Raw genomic sequence first — 16122 nt, 5'->3', positions numbered from 1 at the left:
GCTAAGGGGCCTGGAGTCCTCATCCTGAGGAGCCCGGCAAAGCCGGGCGTCTCGAAGGATGAGGGGCCCTTGGCTCGCGGCGCATGGTTCGAGACGGCGCTTCGCGCCTCCTCACCATGAGGTTCTGCTTGTCGTAATTAATCCGAAGCGATGTCCAGATTTTATCTAACGCGGAACTACTCTAATAGTCGGCGCTGCGCAGTTCGAATTGCGCGATGCTCTTGAACCGCGCACCTCGCGCATCCTGGCGCAGCACAGCGATCCGATCGATTGCAATCCGATCGATGCCGGTGGCCGCGAATTGTCTCCGCAGCAGCGCCAACAATTCATCGTGGCGAGCCGGATCGAGCGAACCGGTCAGCGTCATGTGAAACCGGAACTCGTCCATCACATAGGGGTAGCCCCAGCGATCGAGATAGCCGACCTGCTCGGGCGTCAGCCGTTCCGGCTTGCGCCGGGCGCGATCCTCCGCTGACAGCGGCGCCCGAAATTCATCGAAATCGCGAACGCAATCGGCCGCGAGCTGCTGCAGCGACTCGGAGGGCGTTTCCGGCACCAGCGCGATGAACCCACCGATCGGCCTGATCACCGGGCCGATCTGCGGAATCGCCCGCGGCGTTTCGGCGAAGGTCGCACAGGCCCACAACAGCTCGCTCTCGCTGCGACCGCCGATCAATCCGAACGGCGCCTTCAGGGTAGCGTGAAAGCCGTAGCCGCGCGGGTCGGCGGTGATGTCTCGCCAGTCCGCGATGGCCGCGGTCGGCGCAGCGAACGGCACGTCTTCGCCGCAGACGACATCGTAACCGAGCATCGTCGCCCCGAACTGCGCCAGAGCGCTGCCTGCGGCGGGCAGATAGTAAATCGCGTAGCGTGGAAAATTCGACATCGTCGGTGATGATAGCGTCAGATCAGGCGGCAACGCCAGCCGGGTGCGGCAGTTTGCGCGTGATCACGAAGCGCTCCGGATCGTCGACATGCACCAGCCGGCCGCCGGCGATCACCGCGACGATCCGCGGCCGCAACGCGACCCGATCATCGACCAGCAGAACGTCAGCGCGCTGCCCGCTCGCGATCGTGCCGCGCTCAGCGAGCCCGGCGGCGCGCGCAGGATTTTCCGAGATCAGCTTCCAGGCCTGCTCCAGCGGCAGGATGCCGTCATGCACCAGGCGGAACGCCGCGAGCAACGGCGCCGGATAGTAGTAGTCGGAGGCCAGTACCGAGCACAGTCCCTTGGCGATCATATCGGCCGCTTTGGTCCAGCCGGTGTGGCTACCGCCGCGCACTACGTTCGGCGAACCGAACACGATGAAATCGCCGTGCAGCGCCGCGTCGCGCGCGGTCTCCTCGGTGGTAGGGAACTCGGCGATGCCGACGCCGAGATCGCGATAACCCTGCCGCATCGCCGGGGTATCGTCGTCGTGCGACAGCATCGGCATCGACACCTCGCGGGCGATGGCGGCGAGGCGCCGGTTCGCCTGTGGCACTTCGTCGCCGCGCGCCGCGACGCGCTCGACCAGCCGATCGAATTCATCGTCGGATAGGCCAGTACGCTCGACCATCCGGTTGCGCTTCTGTGGCTTGGCGAGGTTCGCCAGCGTCGTGTCCATGTGATCGTTGAAGGCGAACAGATCGACGCGGCGATCACCGATCCACTGCGCGATCTCGTCGACCGCCTCGAGATTGAAGGTCTCGTGGCGCAGATGAATGCGGGTGTCGGCGGAAAGCCGCGGCTTGGTCAGATCGATCGCATCCAGCATCCGGCGGGCGTTGTCGGCGCTGCGCAGGCCGGGCTCCCACGACCAGGTGACGGCGTGAAAGACCGTGGTCAGGCCGTTGGCGATCGCCTGGCGGTCGCTGTCGATCAGCGCCACGTCGATCGGAAAGTCGACGCCGGGCCGCGGCATCATCTGCCGCTCGAAGGCGTCGCCGTGCAGATCGACGATGCCGGGCAGCACCAGCAGCCCGCGGGCATCGATCCGGATCGCCGCATTGCCGCTCGTGGAGCCGACCGCCGCGATGGCGCCGCCGGCAAGCTGCAACGATGCCTCGGCAATCTCGTCGCCGACCAGGGTCCGGCCGCCTTCGATCGCGATCTCGCTCATCCCATCACCTGCTGTTCTGCTGCCGGCTCTCGGTCCGATGGCTGCACTTCGGCCGCACCTTCATATCGGTCGAGGAATTCGTCCACTGACAATTTCCGGAAGTCGGGCAGCGCGGTGCGTAACGCTTCGTGGTCCCAATTCCACCACGCCAGCGCGACCAGACGCTCCGCCTGTTGCTCGGAGAAACGGCGGCGGATCGGCCGCGCCGGATTGCCGGCCACGATCGTGTAGGCCGGCACGTCCCGGGTGACGATCGCGCCTGCCGCAACCACCGCGCCGGTACCGATGTTACGGCCCGGCAGCACGATGGCGCCGTGACCGATCCAGACATCGTGGCCGATCTCGACATGATGCGAGCGGCGCCAGGCGAAGAACTCGGCGTCGTCGCTCTCGCCCTCGAAATAAGTACTGGCGCGGTAGGTGAAGTGCGCCTGGGTGGCGCGCTGCATCGGGTGATTGCCGGGGTTGATCCGGGTCATCGCCGCGATCGAGCAGAACTTGCCGATGCTGGTGTAGGTGATCTGCGAGTCGTTGACGACGTAAGAGTAATCGCCCATCGCCACTTCGTTCAGGATGGTGCGGGCGCCGACTTCGCAATAGGCGCCGAGGGTGACGTCGTGCAGCTTGGCGGTCGGATCGACGGTCGGCGCGACCGTCAGCAGTTTCGCAGCCATGGGAGTCTCGTGCGCGATGATTGGGGGTGAGCCTGTCATCGACGCCGCCTGTGACGCCGTCGTGACGCATCGATGACGCAGCGAAGACCCTGATATGTCGGCCGAACTATATCGACTGTCACACGGCTGCAAAACAACAGCGTTAGCGATTCCTCCCGAACCTGTTTCGGGAGCAGCGCATGCTGGTAGTTGAGGGTCTGACCTGCCGTTTCGGCAGCAAAGCCGCCGTAGATGGCGCATCGTTTTCGGTGGAGCGCGGCAGCTTCGTCGGGGTGATCGGCCGATCCGGCGCGGGCAAGTCGACCCTGCTACGCATGCTGAACCGGCTGGCGGAGCCGTCCGAGGGACGCATTCTGTTCGAAGGCGTCGATGTGACCGCGCTGCAGGGCCGCGAGCTGCGACAATGGCGCGCACGCTCGGCGATGATCTTTCAGCAATTCAACCTGATCGGCCGTCTCGACGTGCTGACCAATGTGCTGATGGGCCGGCTGTCCGAAGTGCCGTCGTGGCGCTCGCTGGTGCAAATGTGGCCGGAGCAGGATCGCGCCCTTGCGATCTCGGCGCTCGATCAGTTCGATATGGCGTCCTACGCGGCGCAGCGTGCCGACCAGCTCTCCGGCGGTCAGCAGCAGCGCGTCGCGATCGCCCGCGCGCTGGTGCAGCAGCCGGACATCGTGCTCGCCGACGAGCCGATCGCCTCGCTCGACCCGCGCAACACCAAGATCGTGATGGATGCGCTGCTGCGCATCAACAAGCACTTCGGCATCACCGTGCTGTGCAATCTGCACTCGCTCGATCTCGCCCGCAGTTACTGCGACCGGCTGATCGGCATGGCCTCGGGCCGCGTGGTGTTCGACGGCGCACCGGCCGCGCTCACCGACCAGATCGCGCGCGAACTTTACGATCTCGAAGCCGACGAAGTGCTCGGCGCTGCGCCGCACGTTCCGCACGGCCTTCCCGCCCCCGCATTGGCCGGCGTCGCCGTGGCCTGATCCCGGCGGCGAACGTTCGCCGTCTTCCCTATCCGGCACCGCCCGCGGCGCGTCCGCGTGCGGTCGCCGTGTTTCGACCATTCACCGACTGAAGAGACAGGAAACCTCATGATCAAGCTCCGTACTCTCGTCGCCGCCGCTGCCGCGCTGGCGTTCACCGCGCACGCCGCGCCGGCGCAGGACTGGAAGGCGAAATATCCCGAGCTGGTGTTCGGCAAGATCCCGGACGAGAACGCCTCGGGCACCACCACCCGTTGGACCCCGCTGACCGACTACCTCACCAAGCAGCTCGGCGTGCCGGTGAAGCTGCGCATCGCCAACGACTATGCGGCGGTGATCGAAGGCCAGCGCGCCGGCAACATTCACATCGGCATGTATGGCCCGGCGTCCTACGCCCGCGCCTATCTGGTCGGTGCCAAGGTCGAGCCGTTCGCCATCGAGGTCAACGGTGACGGCTCCAAGGGCTATCACTCGGTGCTGTACGTGAAGAAGGACTCGCCCTACCAGAAGATCGAGGATCTGAAGGGCAAGAACCTGTGCCTGGTCGATCCGAATTCGACCTCGGGCAACAACGTGCCGCGCTTCATGATGAACAAGATGTCGATCGATCCCGACAAGTTCTTCGCCAAGGTGATCTACGCCGGCAGCCATGAGAACGCGGTGATCGGCGTCGCTCAGGGCACTTGCGATGCGGCGTTCAATTGGTGGAACACCGAGGACGAATCCAACCTGCTGCGGATGGACCGCAAGGGCATGGTCAAGGCTGCGGACTTCCGCATCATCCTGAAGTCGGACCTGATCGTGAACTCGCCGATGGCCTATCTGTCGGACCTGCCGGAAGACCTCAAGGCGGCGATCCGCAAGGCGGTGCTCGACCTCGCCACCAACGATCCGGAAACCTTCAACAAGATCTATGAAGGCAAGGCCAAGCCCTACGCGGCGACCAGCCACAAGGACTACGAGCCGGTGGTCGAGCTGATCAAGTTCGTTGACAGCCTACGCAAGTCGAAGTCCTGACACATCCCAGCACATCATCGGACGTGGGCGGCCCACCGGTCGCCCGCGTCGTCATATCGGACAACCGAATGCAGGCAGCCGTCACAGAACTCCCCGAGCCGCAGCTCCGCGCCCTCGCCGATCACTACGACGCGGCGGTGGCGGCGAAGCGGCGACGGCTGGCTCTCGGCGGCGCGATCCTGATCGCCGCGATCGCCGCGGCCGCCTGGATGGGCGAAGTCAATCTGGTCAAGCTGGCCGATAATTTCTGGCGGTTTCCGTCCTACTTCATTTCGATCGCGCCGAAGCTCGCTCTCGCAACCTTGTGGACCGACCTCGCCGACTGGTTCTGGGGCATCAAGCGCTGGACCGGGTTGCTGCTCGATACGATTCTGATTGCCTATGTGGGCACGCTGCTCGGGGCGCTCGCCGGCTTCGCGCTGTGCTTTCTCGCCTCGGCCAATCTGGTGCGTTCGCGCGCGCTGGTCTTCGTCACCCGCCGCTTTCTTGAATTCTGCCGCACCGTGCCGGAGATCGTGTTCGCGCTGCTGTTCGTGCTGGCGTTCGGGCTCGGCCCGCTGCCGGGCGTGCTGGCGATCGCGATTCACACCGCCGGCGCGCTCGGCAAGCTGTTCGCCGAAGTCGTCGAGAACATCGACGACAAGCCGCTGGAGGGCGTGGTGTCGTCCGGCGGTGACTGGTTCGAGATGGTCCGGTTTGCGGTGGTGCCGCAGGTGCTGTCGAACTTCGTCAGCTACGCGCTGCTGCGGTTCGAGATCAATGTCCGCGGCGCGGCCGTGATGGGCTTCGTCGGTGCCGGCGGCATCGGGCAGGACCTGATCGAGGCGGTGCGCAAGTTCTATTACAGCGATGTCAGCGCCATCCTGTTGCTGATCATCGTCACCGTGATGGCGATCGACTACTTCACCGAAGGCGTGCGCCGTCGCCTGATCGGTCAGGAGCGACGATGAGCACCGCACGCCGCACCCTGAGCTTCGGCGACGAAGCCGGCATCGCCGCCCGCTTTCCCGAACACTTCCGTCCCAACTGGATCAACCGCGCCAAGCTGATCGGCGGCCTCACCTTGGCTGCAGCGATCTTCGTGTTCGGCCTGATCCGGCTCGAAATCCCGTTCGACAGGTTATTCAGCGGCATCGGCCGCCTGATCGAGTTTCTCGGCCTGATGCTGCCGCCCGATCCGGGATCATGGCAGCTCGCGCAAGTCTATCTGCACGCGATGGGCGAAACGCTGGCGATCGCATTTCTCGGCACGCTCGGCGGCGCATTGCTGGCGTTTCCGGTGTCGTTCCTGGCGGCGCGCAACGTGCTACGCATCCGCCCGCTGCAATTGCTGACACGGCGCCTGCTCGATGCGGTGCGCGGCGTCGACACGCTGATCTGGGCGCTGATCTGGGTCGGCGTCGTCGGGCTCGGCCCGTTCGCCGGCATTCTGGCGGTGATGTGCTCGGACTTCGGCAATTTCGGCAAGCTGTTCTCGGAGGCCTTCGAGGCCGCCGACGAAAAGGCGAGCGAAGGCGTCAAGGCGACCGGCGGCTCGCACGTTCACGGCGTCCGCTTCGGTCTGTTGCCGCAGGTCGTCCCGATCCTGGCCAGCCAGGTGCTGTACTTCTTTGAATCCAACACGCGCTCCGCCACCATCATCGGCATCGTCGGCGCTGGCGGCATCGGATTGCAGCTCGCCGAGCAGATCCGCGTGCTGGAGTGGCAGAAGGTGTCGTTCCTGATCCTGATGATCCTGGTCACCGTGGCAGCGATCGACTGGATCTCCAGCAAGCTGCGCTTCGCGATCATCGGGCGAAAGGCGGTTGGATAGCCACTGATGCGCGTGCGGATCGATCCCGACCCATTTCTTTATGTCGCCCTTATCAGAACGCAGTCGTCGGCCTCTCGATCCTTTATGCCGATCGGCCGATCTTTCCGTTGCGTTCGGCAAGTCCCGAACGACACGGAGGATCGAGCATGTACAGCCAGGGTGCGATTTATAGCGGGCGGAATCGCAGGGCCACCGTCCGGGCGCAGAAGGCGTGGCGCTCGAGCTTGCTGCTCGGCGCGCTGATGATCGTCAGCATCGCCATCAATGCCGCCATCGTGCTGGCCACCGGCAATGGCGGATAGTCATCGCGGCCTCAACGCCGGCTAATCCGGCTCGATCACGAACTCGACCCGCTCGGCGGCGAAACGGGCACGCGAGGTCAGCAGCGGTGTGCCGTCGGCAGCCACGTCGATGCTCTCCACCACCAGCACCGGCCGCCCGGCCGCGAGATCGAGCCGCGCCGCATCTGCGGCATCGACGACCGAGGCGGTGATCCGAGTCGACAGCCGGCGATAGTCGCTGATGCCGTAATGCGCCAGCACCTTGGTCATCGAGCGCTTCGCGGCGAACACCTTGGGCGCATCGGGAAATCGCGCCGCCGATAACCAGGTCGTGCCGCGGCTGATCGGCACGCCATCCGCCGATCGCAGCGCCTCGATCCGGAACAGTGGCGCGCCGATGTCGAGATCGAGCTGGCCGGCCAGCGCGCCGGTCGCCGGCTCGCGCTCCGCGGCGATCAATTGACCGCGCGGCTCGCGGCCGCCCGCATTGATGATTTCGGAAAATCGCGTCCGGGTGCGCAGCGGATAGGCGATCCGCCGGCTGCGGACGAAAGTGCCGCTGCCACGCTCGGCGCGCACCAATCCACGATCCGCCAGCGCCGCCAGCGCCCGCCGGACGGTGTGGCGGTTGACCCCGTAATTCTCGGCGATCTCGGTCTCCCCCGGCAGTTTGCCGCCGGGCAGATAGCGGCCGTCGGCGATCGCCAGCTCGATGCCGTCGGCGACCTGACGCCACAACGCGACGCCTGAAGTGAGTGCTTCGGCGGTCATGACAGGAACGCTTTCGTGATCATCGCCCCGGAATTCGTCGTCATCGAGTTTTCACATTGTGCTTCTATCAAGTTGTCTATTAACATAGACAACTTGAATTGGGCAATGGCGATGCACGCGGAGACACAAAACTCCCCCGAACAAGCCGCAATCGCGCGCCGGCGCGCCGCGATGGCGGTGCTGGCCGCATCCGAGACTGCCGCGATCGGCGCGCGCATCGACGCACTGGCTCCGCCGGCGTTCACGCTGCTGCGCGAGCCGGAACAGGGCTTGGTGATGCTGCGCGGCCGGATCGGCGGCGACGGCTCCGCCTTCAATGTCGGCGAGGCGACAGTGTCGCGCGCTGCGGTGCGGCTCGTCAGCGGCGAGGTCGGGTTCGGCTACACGCTGGGGCGAGATCGCACCAAGGCGAAGCTGATCGCGCTGTGCGACGCGCTGCTGCAATCGGCGAACTATTCGGCTGCGGTCGAGACCGAGGTGATCGCGCCGCTGCGGACTGAAGTCGAAGCCGCACGCGCCGAAAAGGCCGCCCGGACGGCTGCCACCAAGGTCGATTTCTACACGCTGGTGCGAGGCGAGGGCTGACCATGACCACCACCGAACTTGCCGCCGGCTTTGCCGACAAGGTGCTCGGCGCGCAATCGACCTTCCGCGCCGTGATGGAAGCGATGGCGCGGCCCGGTCGCATCCAACGCATCAGCGTCGAGGCCGGCACGCCGGCACCGCTGATGCACGCCAGCGCCGCGTTGGCGCTGACACTGTTCGACCACGACACGCCGATCTGGCTCGACGCCGCGATCGCGGCGGACGGCATGGCCGCGCGCTGGCTGAAGTTTCACACCGGGGCGCCGCTGACCGACAATCCTTCTACCGCGGCGTTCGCGCTGATCGGTGACGGCTCGGCCCTTCTGCCGCTCGAGCGGTTCGCGCTCGGCACGCCCGAATATCCGGACCGTTCGACCACACTCATTATTCAAGTGCAGGCGCTCGACTCCGGCGCCAGCTACCGGCTGCACGGTCCAGGCATCGACGGCGAGGCGCTGCTGCAGGCATCGCTGCAGCCGGCCGACCTGTTCGATCGCCTGAATATCAACGCAGCGCTGTTTCCGCGCGGCCTCGACGTGGTGCTGGTGAGCGGCGACCAGGTGGTGGCGATCCCGCGTACCACGCGCCTCAGCCAAGGGAGCTGACCGATGTATGTCGCAGTCAAAGGCGGCGAACGCGCCATCGACAATGCCCACCGGCTGCTCGCCGATGCCCGTCGCGGGAAACGTAACGTGCCGGAGCTGACGCTCGACCAGATCTCAGAACAGCTCGCGCTCGGCGTCGATCGGGTGATGAGCGAAGGCTCGCTCTACGACCGCGAGCTGGCGGCGCTGGCGATCAAGCAGGCGCGCGGCGATCTGATCGAAGCGATCTTCCTGGTGCGGGCATTCCGCGCCACGCTGCCGCGGTTCGGTTCGTCCGAGCCGGTCGACACCGGCGCAATGGCGGTGCGGCGGCGGATTTCCTCGACCTTCAAGGACATTCCGGGCGGCCAGATCCTCGGCCCGACCTTCGACTACACCCACCGGCTGCTCGATCCGCAGCTCGCCGAAGGCGGCGACCCAGCCGAGCCGGCGACGGCGGAAGCCAATGACGCACCGACGCCACGGGTGACCGACATCCTACGCCAGGACGGGCTAATTGAAGAATCGCCGATTGCGGATGACGACAGCGCGGTCGGAGACCTCACCCGCGAGCCGCTGAACTTTCCGGCCGGGCGCGACCTGCGGCTGCAGAACCTCGCCCGCGCCGACGAGGGCTTTCTGCTGGCACTCGGCTATTCCACCCAGCGCGGCTACGGCCGCAACCATCCGTTCGCCGGCGAGATCCGTTTCGGCGAAGTCGAGGTGTTCTTCGAGGCCGAAGACGCCGGCTTCGCGGTGCCGCTCGGCAGCGTGGCTCTGACCGAGTGCCAGATGGTCAATCAGTTCAAAGGCTCGGCAACCGAAGCACCGCGCTTCACCCGAGGCTATGGCCTCGCCTTCGGCCAGAGCGAGCGCAAGGCGATGTCGATGGCCCTGGTCGATCGCGCGCTGCGCGCGCAAGAACTCGGCGAGGACGTCAAGGCGCCGGCGCAGGACGAGGAGTTCGTACTGTCGCATTCGGACAACGTCCAGGCGACCGGCTTCGTCGAGCACCTGAAGCTGCCGCACTATGTCGATTTCCAGTCCGAGCTCGGCCTGCTGCGCAAGCTGCGCGCCGAATTTAACCAGGACCAACCCGAGCTGCGCGAGGCCGCGGAATGACCGAAGCGACTTACAACTTCGCTTATCTCGACGAGCAGACCAAGCGGATGATCCGCCGGGCGATCCTGAAAGCAATCGCGATCCCCGGCTATCAGGTGCCGTTCGCCAGTCGCGAGATGCCGATGCCGTATGGCTGGGGCACCGGCGGCGTGCAGGTGACGGCGTCGATCCTCGGTCCGGACGATACGCTCAAGGTGATCGACCAGGGCAGCGACGACACCACCAACGCGATCTCGATCCGCAAGTTCTTCGCCAAGACCGCCGGCGTCGCCACCACCACGTCGACGCCGGATGCGAGCGTGATCCAGACCCGGCACCGCATTCCCGAGACGCCGCTGCACGAGGGCCAGGTGCTGGTGTATCAGGTGCCGATCCCCGAGCCGCTGCGCTATCTCGAACCGCGCGAGACCGAGACCCGGCGCATGCATGCGCTCGCCGAATACGGGCTGATGCACGTCAAGCTGTATGAGGACATCGCCAAGTTCGGCCACATCGCCACCGCCTACGCCTACCCGGTGAAGGTCGCCGGCCGCTACGTGATGGATCCGTCACCGACGCCGAAGTTCGACAATCCGAAGATGGACAACTGCCCGGCGCTGCAGCTGTTCGGCGCCGGCCGCGAGAAGCGGATCTACGCGATCCCGCCCTACACCCAGGTGGTGTCGCTGGATTTCGAGGACCATCCGTTCACGCGCTATCGCCAGGATGGCTGCTGCGCGCTGTGCGGCGCCGACGATTCCTATCTCGACGAAATCGTCACCGATAACGCCGGCACCCGGATGTTCGTGTGCTCCGACACCGATTACTGCGAAGGTCGCCGCGCCGAGGGTCACACCGGTAGCGAAACCGCCCCGATGGAGAGCGCCCATGCTTGATCGCGTCTCATCCGCCGCACCGGACGCCTTCACCGCCGCCGATCAGCCGCTGCTGATCGCCGATGGCCTGTCGAAACGCTACGGCCGGATCGATGCGTGCCGCGGCGTGTCGTTCGAGCTCTTCCCCGGTGAAGTGCTGGCGATCGTCGGCGAATCCGGCTCCGGCAAATCGACCCTGCTGCAGATGCTGTCGGGACAGATGACGCCGAGCGCTGGCCGCGTGTCGTATCGGATGCGCGACGGCATCTTGCGCGATCTCGCCGAACTCGGCGAAGCCGAACGCCGGCTGCTACTGCGCACCGATTGGGGCTTCGTGCATCAGGATCCCGCACAGGGCCTGCGCATGGCGGTCTCGGCCGGCGCCAATGTCGGTGAACGGCTGATGGCGGTCGGCTGGGATCACTACGGCAAGATCCGCAGCGTCGCCAGCGACTGGCTGGAGCGCGTCGAAATCGACACCGGCCGCATCGACGACGCGCCGCGCACCTATTCGGGCGGCATGCGGCAGCGGCTGCAGATCGCCCGCAACCTCGTCACCGATCCGCGCCTCGTCTTCATGGACGAGCCGACCGGGGGACTGGACGTTTCGGTGCAGGCGCGGCTGCTTGATCTGGTCCGCAGCCTGGTGGCCGAACTTGGGCTCGCCGCGATCGTCGTCACCCACGATCTCGCGGTCGCGCGGCTGCTGTCGCATCGAATCCTGGTGATGAAATCCGGCCGCGTCATCGAGACCGGGCTGACCGACCAGGTGCTCGACGATCCACGCGAACCCTATACGCAACTGCTCGTCTCCTCGATCCTCCCGGCGTGATGACCATGACCCAAACTCCCGCTCTCGTCGTCGACAACGCCCAGAAGAGTTTCGTCATGCATCTGCAGGGCGGCGTGACGCTGCCGGTGGTGCGGGGCGTCAGCTTCCAGGTTCAGCCCGGCGAATGCGTCGTGCTGTCCGGCCCCTCCGGCGCGGGCAAATCGTCGATCCTGAAAATGATCTTCGGCAATTATCGTTGCGACTCCGGCGCGATCCGGATTGCCCATGAGGGTGATACGCTCGACATCGCCACCGCGCAGCCGCGGCAGATCCTCGCCGCGCGCCGCGGCAGCATCGGTTACGTCAGCCAGTTTTTGCGCGCCGTCCCCCGCGTCGCGGCGCTCGACGTCGTGGCCGAGCCGCTGATCGTGCAGGGCACGGCCCGGGAGGCGGCGCGCGAACAGGCCGGCGTGCTGCTGCGCCGGCTCAACATTCCGGAGCGGCTGTGGACGCTGCCGCCGGCGACGTTCTCGGGCGGCGAACAACAGCGCGTCAACATCGCCCGCGGCTTCATCTCGCACACGCCGATCCTGCTGCTCGACGAGCCGACCGCGTCGCTCGACGCCAAGAATCGCGCCGTGGTGGTCGAGCTGATCGCCGAGACAAAGGCGCAGGGCGCCGCGATCATCGCCATCGTGCACGACGACGAGATCCGTGAGATCATCGCGGACCGCATCGTCGACGTCACCTCGTTTGCCGCCGCCGCATGACCAATGGAATGAACGAGACCATGAACAATTCGCAGGAGATGGTGCTGGGCAATGCCCGGCTGGTGCTGGCCGACCGGGTGATCGAACACGGCTGGGTCGCGATCGCCGACGGGGTGATTGCGGAAATCGGCGAAGGCGACGCGCCGAACGGCGCCAAGGACATGCAAGGCGATCTGGTGATGCCCGGCCTCGTCGAGCTGCACACCGATCATCTCGAGGCGCACTACACGCCGCGGCCGAAAGTGCAGTGGAATCCGGTCGCCGCCGTGGTGTCCTACGACGGTCAGCTCGCAACCTGCGGCATCACCACGGTGCTCGACTCGCTCCGGGTGTGGCGCGAGGAAGGTGCCGAGGAGGTGGATGGCCAGGCGATCGTGCTGGCTGGCGCGATCTCGACGGCGCGCGACGCGCAGCTGCTGCGCGCCGATCACTTCCTGCATCTACGCTGTGAAATTCCGATGCCGAACGTGGTGGCGGAAGCCAAGGAGCTGATTGACCGCCCCGACATCCGGCTGATGTCGCTGATGGATCATACGCCGGGCCAACGCCAGTTCCGCGACGAGGAAAAGCTGCGCGATTACTACCGCGGCAAGGGTGCCGGCATGACCGATGCCGAGCTCGACGTGATGTTCGCACGCCGGGTGTACTGCAAGGAGAATTACGCCGACGCCAATATGCGGGCGATCGTCGAGCTGGCGCATCGCTACGAGATTCCGCTGGCGAGCCACGACGACACCACGCCGGAGAATGTCGCCGACGCGATCCGCGACCGGGTCGCGGTCGCCGAATTCCCGACCACGCTGGAAGCGGCACGCGAACTACACCAGGCCGGCATCGACATCCTGATGGGCGCGCCCAACGTGGTGCGCGGCGGCTCGCACTCCGGCAATATCGCGGCGATTGATCTGGCACACGAGGGACTGCTCGACATCTTGTCATCGGACTACATCCCGTCGAGCCTGTTGATCGCGGCGCTGCAATTGCCGATGCGCGCGCCGGCGATTGATCTTGCCGCCGCGATCCGCACTGTGACCAAGGCACCGGCCGAAGCGGTGGGCCTCAACGATCGCGGCGAGATCTCCACGGGCAAGCGCGCCGACCTGATCCGCGTTCACGTCGCGCATGACGTGCCGGCGGTGCGCAGCGTCTGGCGCGAAGGACAGCGCGTGGCATGACCGACATCGCGGTGGCAGAGCAGACGACGAAACTGATCGGCCCGGGCCGGCTGGTGCTGGTGGTCGGCCCCTCCGGCGCCGGCAAGGATACGCTGATCAATGCCGCCCGCTCGCTTTGCTCCGACGATCCGGCGATCGTGTTTGCGCGCCGCGTCGTCACCCGCGAAGCCTCTGCGGCCGAAGACAATCTGCAGGTCACGCCGGAGGACTTCAGCCGCCTCGAAGCCGCCGGCGATTTCGCGCTGTCTTGGCGCGCCCATGGCCATTCTTACGGTCTGCCGCGTAGCCTCGACGACGACATCCGCACCAGACGGACCGTGGTGGCAAACGTATCACGGATGGTGATTGACCCAGCACGCAGCGCTTATGCCAATGTCGTCGTCGTGCTGATTACGGCGCCGGCCGAGATGCTGGCCGCCCGGATCGCGGCGCGGGCCCGTGCCAGCGACGGCAGCATCACCGAGCGCGTCGGGCGCAGCGTTGCGGCGCATCCCGACGTCACCATCAGCAATGTCGGCGATCCGATCGCCCACGCCCAAGACTTGTTGGAGATCATCCGCCATGGACGCCCGCAGCCCTGACGACCGCCGCACCGCCTTCCCTGCGCTCGACACGGTCGAGGCGCTGGAGGCGATCTATGGCGTGCCGAACGACGCCTCCACCGAAAAGGTGGCGCACTGGATCACGCCGCCCTATCGCATGCTGATCGAGAAATCGCCGTTCGCAGCGCTCGCCACCGTCGGACCCGAAGGACTCGATTGCTCCCCGCGCGGCGACGTCCCTGGCTTCATTCGTGTCCACGACGACACCACGCTGCTGATCCCCGACCGCCGCGGCAACAATCGGATCGATTCGCTGCGCAACGTCGTGCGCGATCCGCGCATCGCGCTGATGCTGCTGATCCCCGGCTCGATCAACGCCCTGCGCATCAACGGCCGCGGCTATGTCACCGCCGACGAGGCCTTGCGGATGTCGTTCGACGTGGAAGGCAAGGCGCCGCGCACCGTGATCGTGATGACGGTCGAGGAAATCTACTTCCAATGCGGCCGCGCGCTGATCCGCTCCGGCCTGTGGGACCCGAGCAAGCAGGTCGCACAGGAATCGCTGCCGACGCCCGGCGAAATCCTCGCTTCAATGACCAAAAGCCGCGTCGGCGGCGAAGACTACGACCGCGCCTGGCCCGAACGCGCCAAGGCGTCGATGTGGTAGCTGCCGTCTGATTGGCACGAGCATCGGCCTTCCCACCGTCATTGCGAGGAGCGAAGCGACGAAGCAATCCAGCTCGGTGGGCAGCCTCTGGATTGCTTCGCTTCGCTCGCAATGACGGAGCAGACGTTTGTTCTACCGAACGAAGGTCAGGTTGCCCGATCGACCCCGCTGCCTACTCGCTGCCCTGATCGGCGATGATGTCGCCGAACCGCTCCCATTTCTCGCCATCGAACTTGGCCATTTGGAACTGCTTGTTGACGCGATAGTCGGTCGGCGTGGTGGTGACGGTGATGCCGGGCAGCAGCATGTCGAGTGGCACGTTGGTCAGGTGTGTCGCCTGATGCATCACGTTGTCGTGGGTGAGATTGTCGCCGCAGGCCTTCAGCACGTGAACCAAAAGCTGCGCGGTGATGTAGCCGTAGACGTTGAAGCTCGAATTGCGATCACCGTCCGGGTAATACTTCGCCATGAAATCGAGGTAGCGCTTGTTGCCGGGATCGTTCGCCCACTGCGGATCGTCCGGCTCCTTGACGTAGCCGACGCTGATCACGCCTTTGGACGCCTCCAACCCGGCCGGCTTCAGCACCGCGCCGATCGATCCGGCGTTGATGTCGATGATGTGCACCGGGTGCCAGCCGATTTCGTACAGCTTCTTGATCGCCTGAGCGGCCTGCTTCGGCGTCGCGGCGCTGAACAGCAGGTCGGCGCCTGAATCCCTGATCTTAAGCAGCTGCGAATCGATCGTCGGCTCGGACAATTCGTACGAGGCTTCGGCAACGATCATCTTGGCCGCTTTGTCGCCGAGCCCCGCTTTGATGCCGGCAAGATAGTCCTTGCCGAGGTCGTCGTTCTGATACAGCACGCCGACCTTGGCGTTCGGATGGTCCTTCAGGATATACTGACCGTAGATCCGCCCTTCGACGAAGTAGCTCGGGTTGAACCCCATCGTCCACGGGTAGTTCTTCGGATCGGTGAAGCGCGCGGCGCCGGTCGCCGCGAACAGCTGCGGCACCTTCTTGACGTTGAGATATTTCTGCACCGCCGCGTTCGGCGCGGTGCCGATGATCTGGAACGTCGCCAGCACCTCGTCGCCTTCGACCAGTTTGCGGACCTGCTCGACGGTCTTCGGCGGCGAATAGGCGTCGTCATATTGGATCAGGTTGATTTTACGGCCGCCGATGCCGCCCTGATCGTTCACCATCCGCATGTAAGCGGCCTGGGTCTTGCCGATCGACGAGTAAGCCGACGCGGGCCCGGAGAGCGGCACGGTCTGGCCGATCTTGATCTCGCTGTCACTGGCGCCGGGGTCGTAAGCCTTCTGTGCGGCGGCGAGCGATGCCGACACCGCCAACGCCACAATCGATGCGGCGAAGCTTGCTGCGACTTTCCTCATGTCGTTTC

19 protein-coding genes are annotated in these 16122 nt (G+C 65.6%); 14 read left to right on the top strand and 5 right to left on the bottom strand.

The window, feature by feature from the left end:
• Positions 1–181 precede the first annotated feature (181 nt).
• Genes VRZ08_RS04515 through VRZ08_RS04505 form a run of 3 tightly spaced genes read right to left on the bottom strand, consistent with a single transcriptional unit; the run spans position 182 to position 2776 of the window.
• Entirely contained in the window at positions 182–886 is a 705-nt protein-coding gene (locus VRZ08_RS04515) for a DUF1045 domain-containing protein (protein WP_414531705.1), read from the bottom strand.
• Positions 887–908: 22 nt separating this feature from the next.
• A complete protein-coding gene (locus VRZ08_RS04510) occupies positions 909–2102 on the bottom strand; it encodes an alpha-D-ribose 1-methylphosphonate 5-triphosphate diphosphatase (protein ID WP_263990525.1) in 1194 nt (397 codons plus the stop codon).
• Positions 2099–2776: a chloramphenicol acetyltransferase gene (locus VRZ08_RS04505; protein WP_264054195.1), complete on the bottom strand. Its 678-nt coding sequence runs from the start codon at positions 2774–2776 to the stop codon at positions 2099–2101. Before VRZ08_RS04505 ends, VRZ08_RS04510 begins: the two co-directional genes overlap by 4 nt.
• Positions 2777–2955: 179 nt before the next feature.
• Here VRZ08_RS04505 and phnC point away from each other — a divergent pair, with 179 nt between their 5' ends.
• From phnC to VRZ08_RS04480, 5 genes are all read left to right on the top strand, one after another.
• The gene (gene phnC / locus VRZ08_RS04500) at positions 2956–3768 is read left to right on the top strand and encodes a phosphonate ABC transporter ATP-binding protein (protein WP_107342885.1); all 813 of its coding nucleotides are present in this window, start codon (positions 2956–2958) and stop codon (positions 3766–3768) included.
• A gap of 108 nt (positions 3769–3876) precedes the next feature.
• Positions 3877–4785, top strand: coding sequence for a phosphonate ABC transporter substrate-binding protein (gene phnD, locus VRZ08_RS04495; RefSeq protein ID WP_107342884.1), 909 nt, complete (start codon positions 3877–3879; stop codon positions 4783–4785).
• Between the two features lie 68 nt (positions 4786–4853).
• Complete coding sequence (phnE, locus tag VRZ08_RS04490; protein ID WP_414531704.1) at positions 4854–5735, top strand: phosphonate ABC transporter, permease protein PhnE; 882 nt, start codon at positions 4854–4856, stop codon at positions 5733–5735.
• A complete protein-coding gene (gene phnE / locus VRZ08_RS04485; RefSeq protein WP_263990521.1) occupies positions 5732–6598 on the top strand; it encodes a phosphonate ABC transporter, permease protein PhnE in 867 nt (288 codons plus the stop codon). Before phnE (VRZ08_RS04490) ends, phnE (VRZ08_RS04485) begins: the two co-directional genes overlap by 4 nt.
• 146 nt (positions 6599–6744) lie before the next feature.
• Positions 6745–6900: a hypothetical protein gene (locus VRZ08_RS04480; RefSeq protein WP_263990520.1), complete on the top strand. Its 156-nt coding sequence runs from the start codon at positions 6745–6747 to the stop codon at positions 6898–6900.
• A 21-nt stretch (positions 6901–6921) separates the two neighbouring features.
• On the opposite strand, the gene phnF is transcribed toward VRZ08_RS04480, so the two are convergent.
• Positions 6922–7650 carry a phosphonate metabolism transcriptional regulator PhnF gene (gene phnF, locus VRZ08_RS04475; protein WP_414531703.1) on the bottom strand — a complete coding sequence of 243 codons (729 nt, stop codon included), beginning with the start codon at positions 7648–7650 and terminating at the stop codon, positions 6922–6924.
• Between the two features lie 111 nt (positions 7651–7761).
• On the opposite strand from phnF, the gene phnG reads away from it, so the two are divergent.
• The 9 genes from phnG to VRZ08_RS04430 are packed head-to-tail and all read left to right on the top strand — an operon-like array spanning position 7762 to position 14721.
• Positions 7762–8235, top strand: coding sequence for a phosphonate C-P lyase system protein PhnG (gene phnG, locus VRZ08_RS04470; RefSeq protein ID WP_414531829.1), 474 nt, complete (start codon positions 7762–7764; stop codon positions 8233–8235).
• 2 nt (positions 8236–8237) lie between these two features.
• Complete coding sequence (gene phnH / locus VRZ08_RS04465) at positions 8238–8840, top strand: phosphonate C-P lyase system protein PhnH (RefSeq protein WP_414531702.1); 603 nt, start codon at positions 8238–8240, stop codon at positions 8838–8840.
• A gap of 3 nt (positions 8841–8843) precedes the next feature.
• On the top strand, positions 8844–9941 hold the full coding sequence (locus VRZ08_RS04460; RefSeq protein WP_414531701.1) for a carbon-phosphorus lyase complex subunit PhnI: 1098 nt from the start codon (positions 8844–8846) through the stop codon (positions 9939–9941).
• A complete protein-coding gene (locus VRZ08_RS04455; protein WP_264075440.1) occupies positions 9938–10816 on the top strand; it encodes an alpha-D-ribose 1-methylphosphonate 5-phosphate C-P-lyase PhnJ in 879 nt (292 codons plus the stop codon). The genes VRZ08_RS04460 and VRZ08_RS04455 overlap by 4 nt, the downstream gene beginning before the upstream one ends.
• Positions 10809–11627 carry a phosphonate C-P lyase system protein PhnK gene (gene phnK, locus VRZ08_RS04450; RefSeq protein ID WP_414531700.1) on the top strand — a complete coding sequence of 273 codons (819 nt, stop codon included), beginning with the start codon at positions 10809–10811 and terminating at the stop codon, positions 11625–11627. The genes VRZ08_RS04455 and phnK overlap by 8 nt, the downstream gene beginning before the upstream one ends.
• Positions 11627–12337 carry a phosphonate C-P lyase system protein PhnL gene (phnL, locus tag VRZ08_RS04445; RefSeq protein WP_164605178.1) on the top strand — a complete coding sequence of 237 codons (711 nt, stop codon included), beginning with the start codon at positions 11627–11629 and terminating at the stop codon, positions 12335–12337. Before phnK ends, phnL begins: the two co-directional genes overlap by 1 nt.
• Before the next feature lie 8 nt (positions 12338–12345).
• Complete coding sequence (locus VRZ08_RS04440; protein ID WP_414531699.1) at positions 12346–13512, top strand: alpha-D-ribose 1-methylphosphonate 5-triphosphate diphosphatase; 1167 nt, start codon at positions 12346–12348, stop codon at positions 13510–13512.
• Positions 13509–14093, top strand: coding sequence for a phosphonate metabolism protein/1,5-bisphosphokinase (PRPP-forming) PhnN (gene phnN / locus VRZ08_RS04435; RefSeq protein WP_414531698.1), 585 nt, complete (start codon positions 13509–13511; stop codon positions 14091–14093). The genes VRZ08_RS04440 and phnN overlap by 4 nt, the downstream gene beginning before the upstream one ends.
• Complete coding sequence (locus VRZ08_RS04430; protein ID WP_414531697.1) at positions 14074–14721, top strand: pyridoxamine 5'-phosphate oxidase family protein; 648 nt, start codon at positions 14074–14076, stop codon at positions 14719–14721. Before phnN ends, VRZ08_RS04430 begins: the two co-directional genes overlap by 20 nt.
• A gap of 172 nt (positions 14722–14893) precedes the next feature.
• Here VRZ08_RS04430 and VRZ08_RS04425 read toward each other — a convergent pair whose 3' ends face one another.
• Positions 14894–16114, bottom strand: a complete 1221-nt coding sequence (locus VRZ08_RS04425; RefSeq protein WP_414531696.1) for an ABC transporter substrate-binding protein — start codon at positions 16112–16114, stop codon at positions 14894–14896.
• Positions 16115–16122 lie beyond the last annotated feature (8 nt).

Source organism: Rhodopseudomonas sp. G2_2311 (genome assembly GCF_047501505.1).
GTDB classification, from domain to species: Bacteria; Pseudomonadota; Alphaproteobacteria; order Rhizobiales; family Xanthobacteraceae; genus Rhodopseudomonas; species Rhodopseudomonas palustris_H.
The sequence above is the reverse complement of the archived record's forward strand: the minus strand, read 5'-3'. Positions and strand labels throughout refer to the sequence as shown.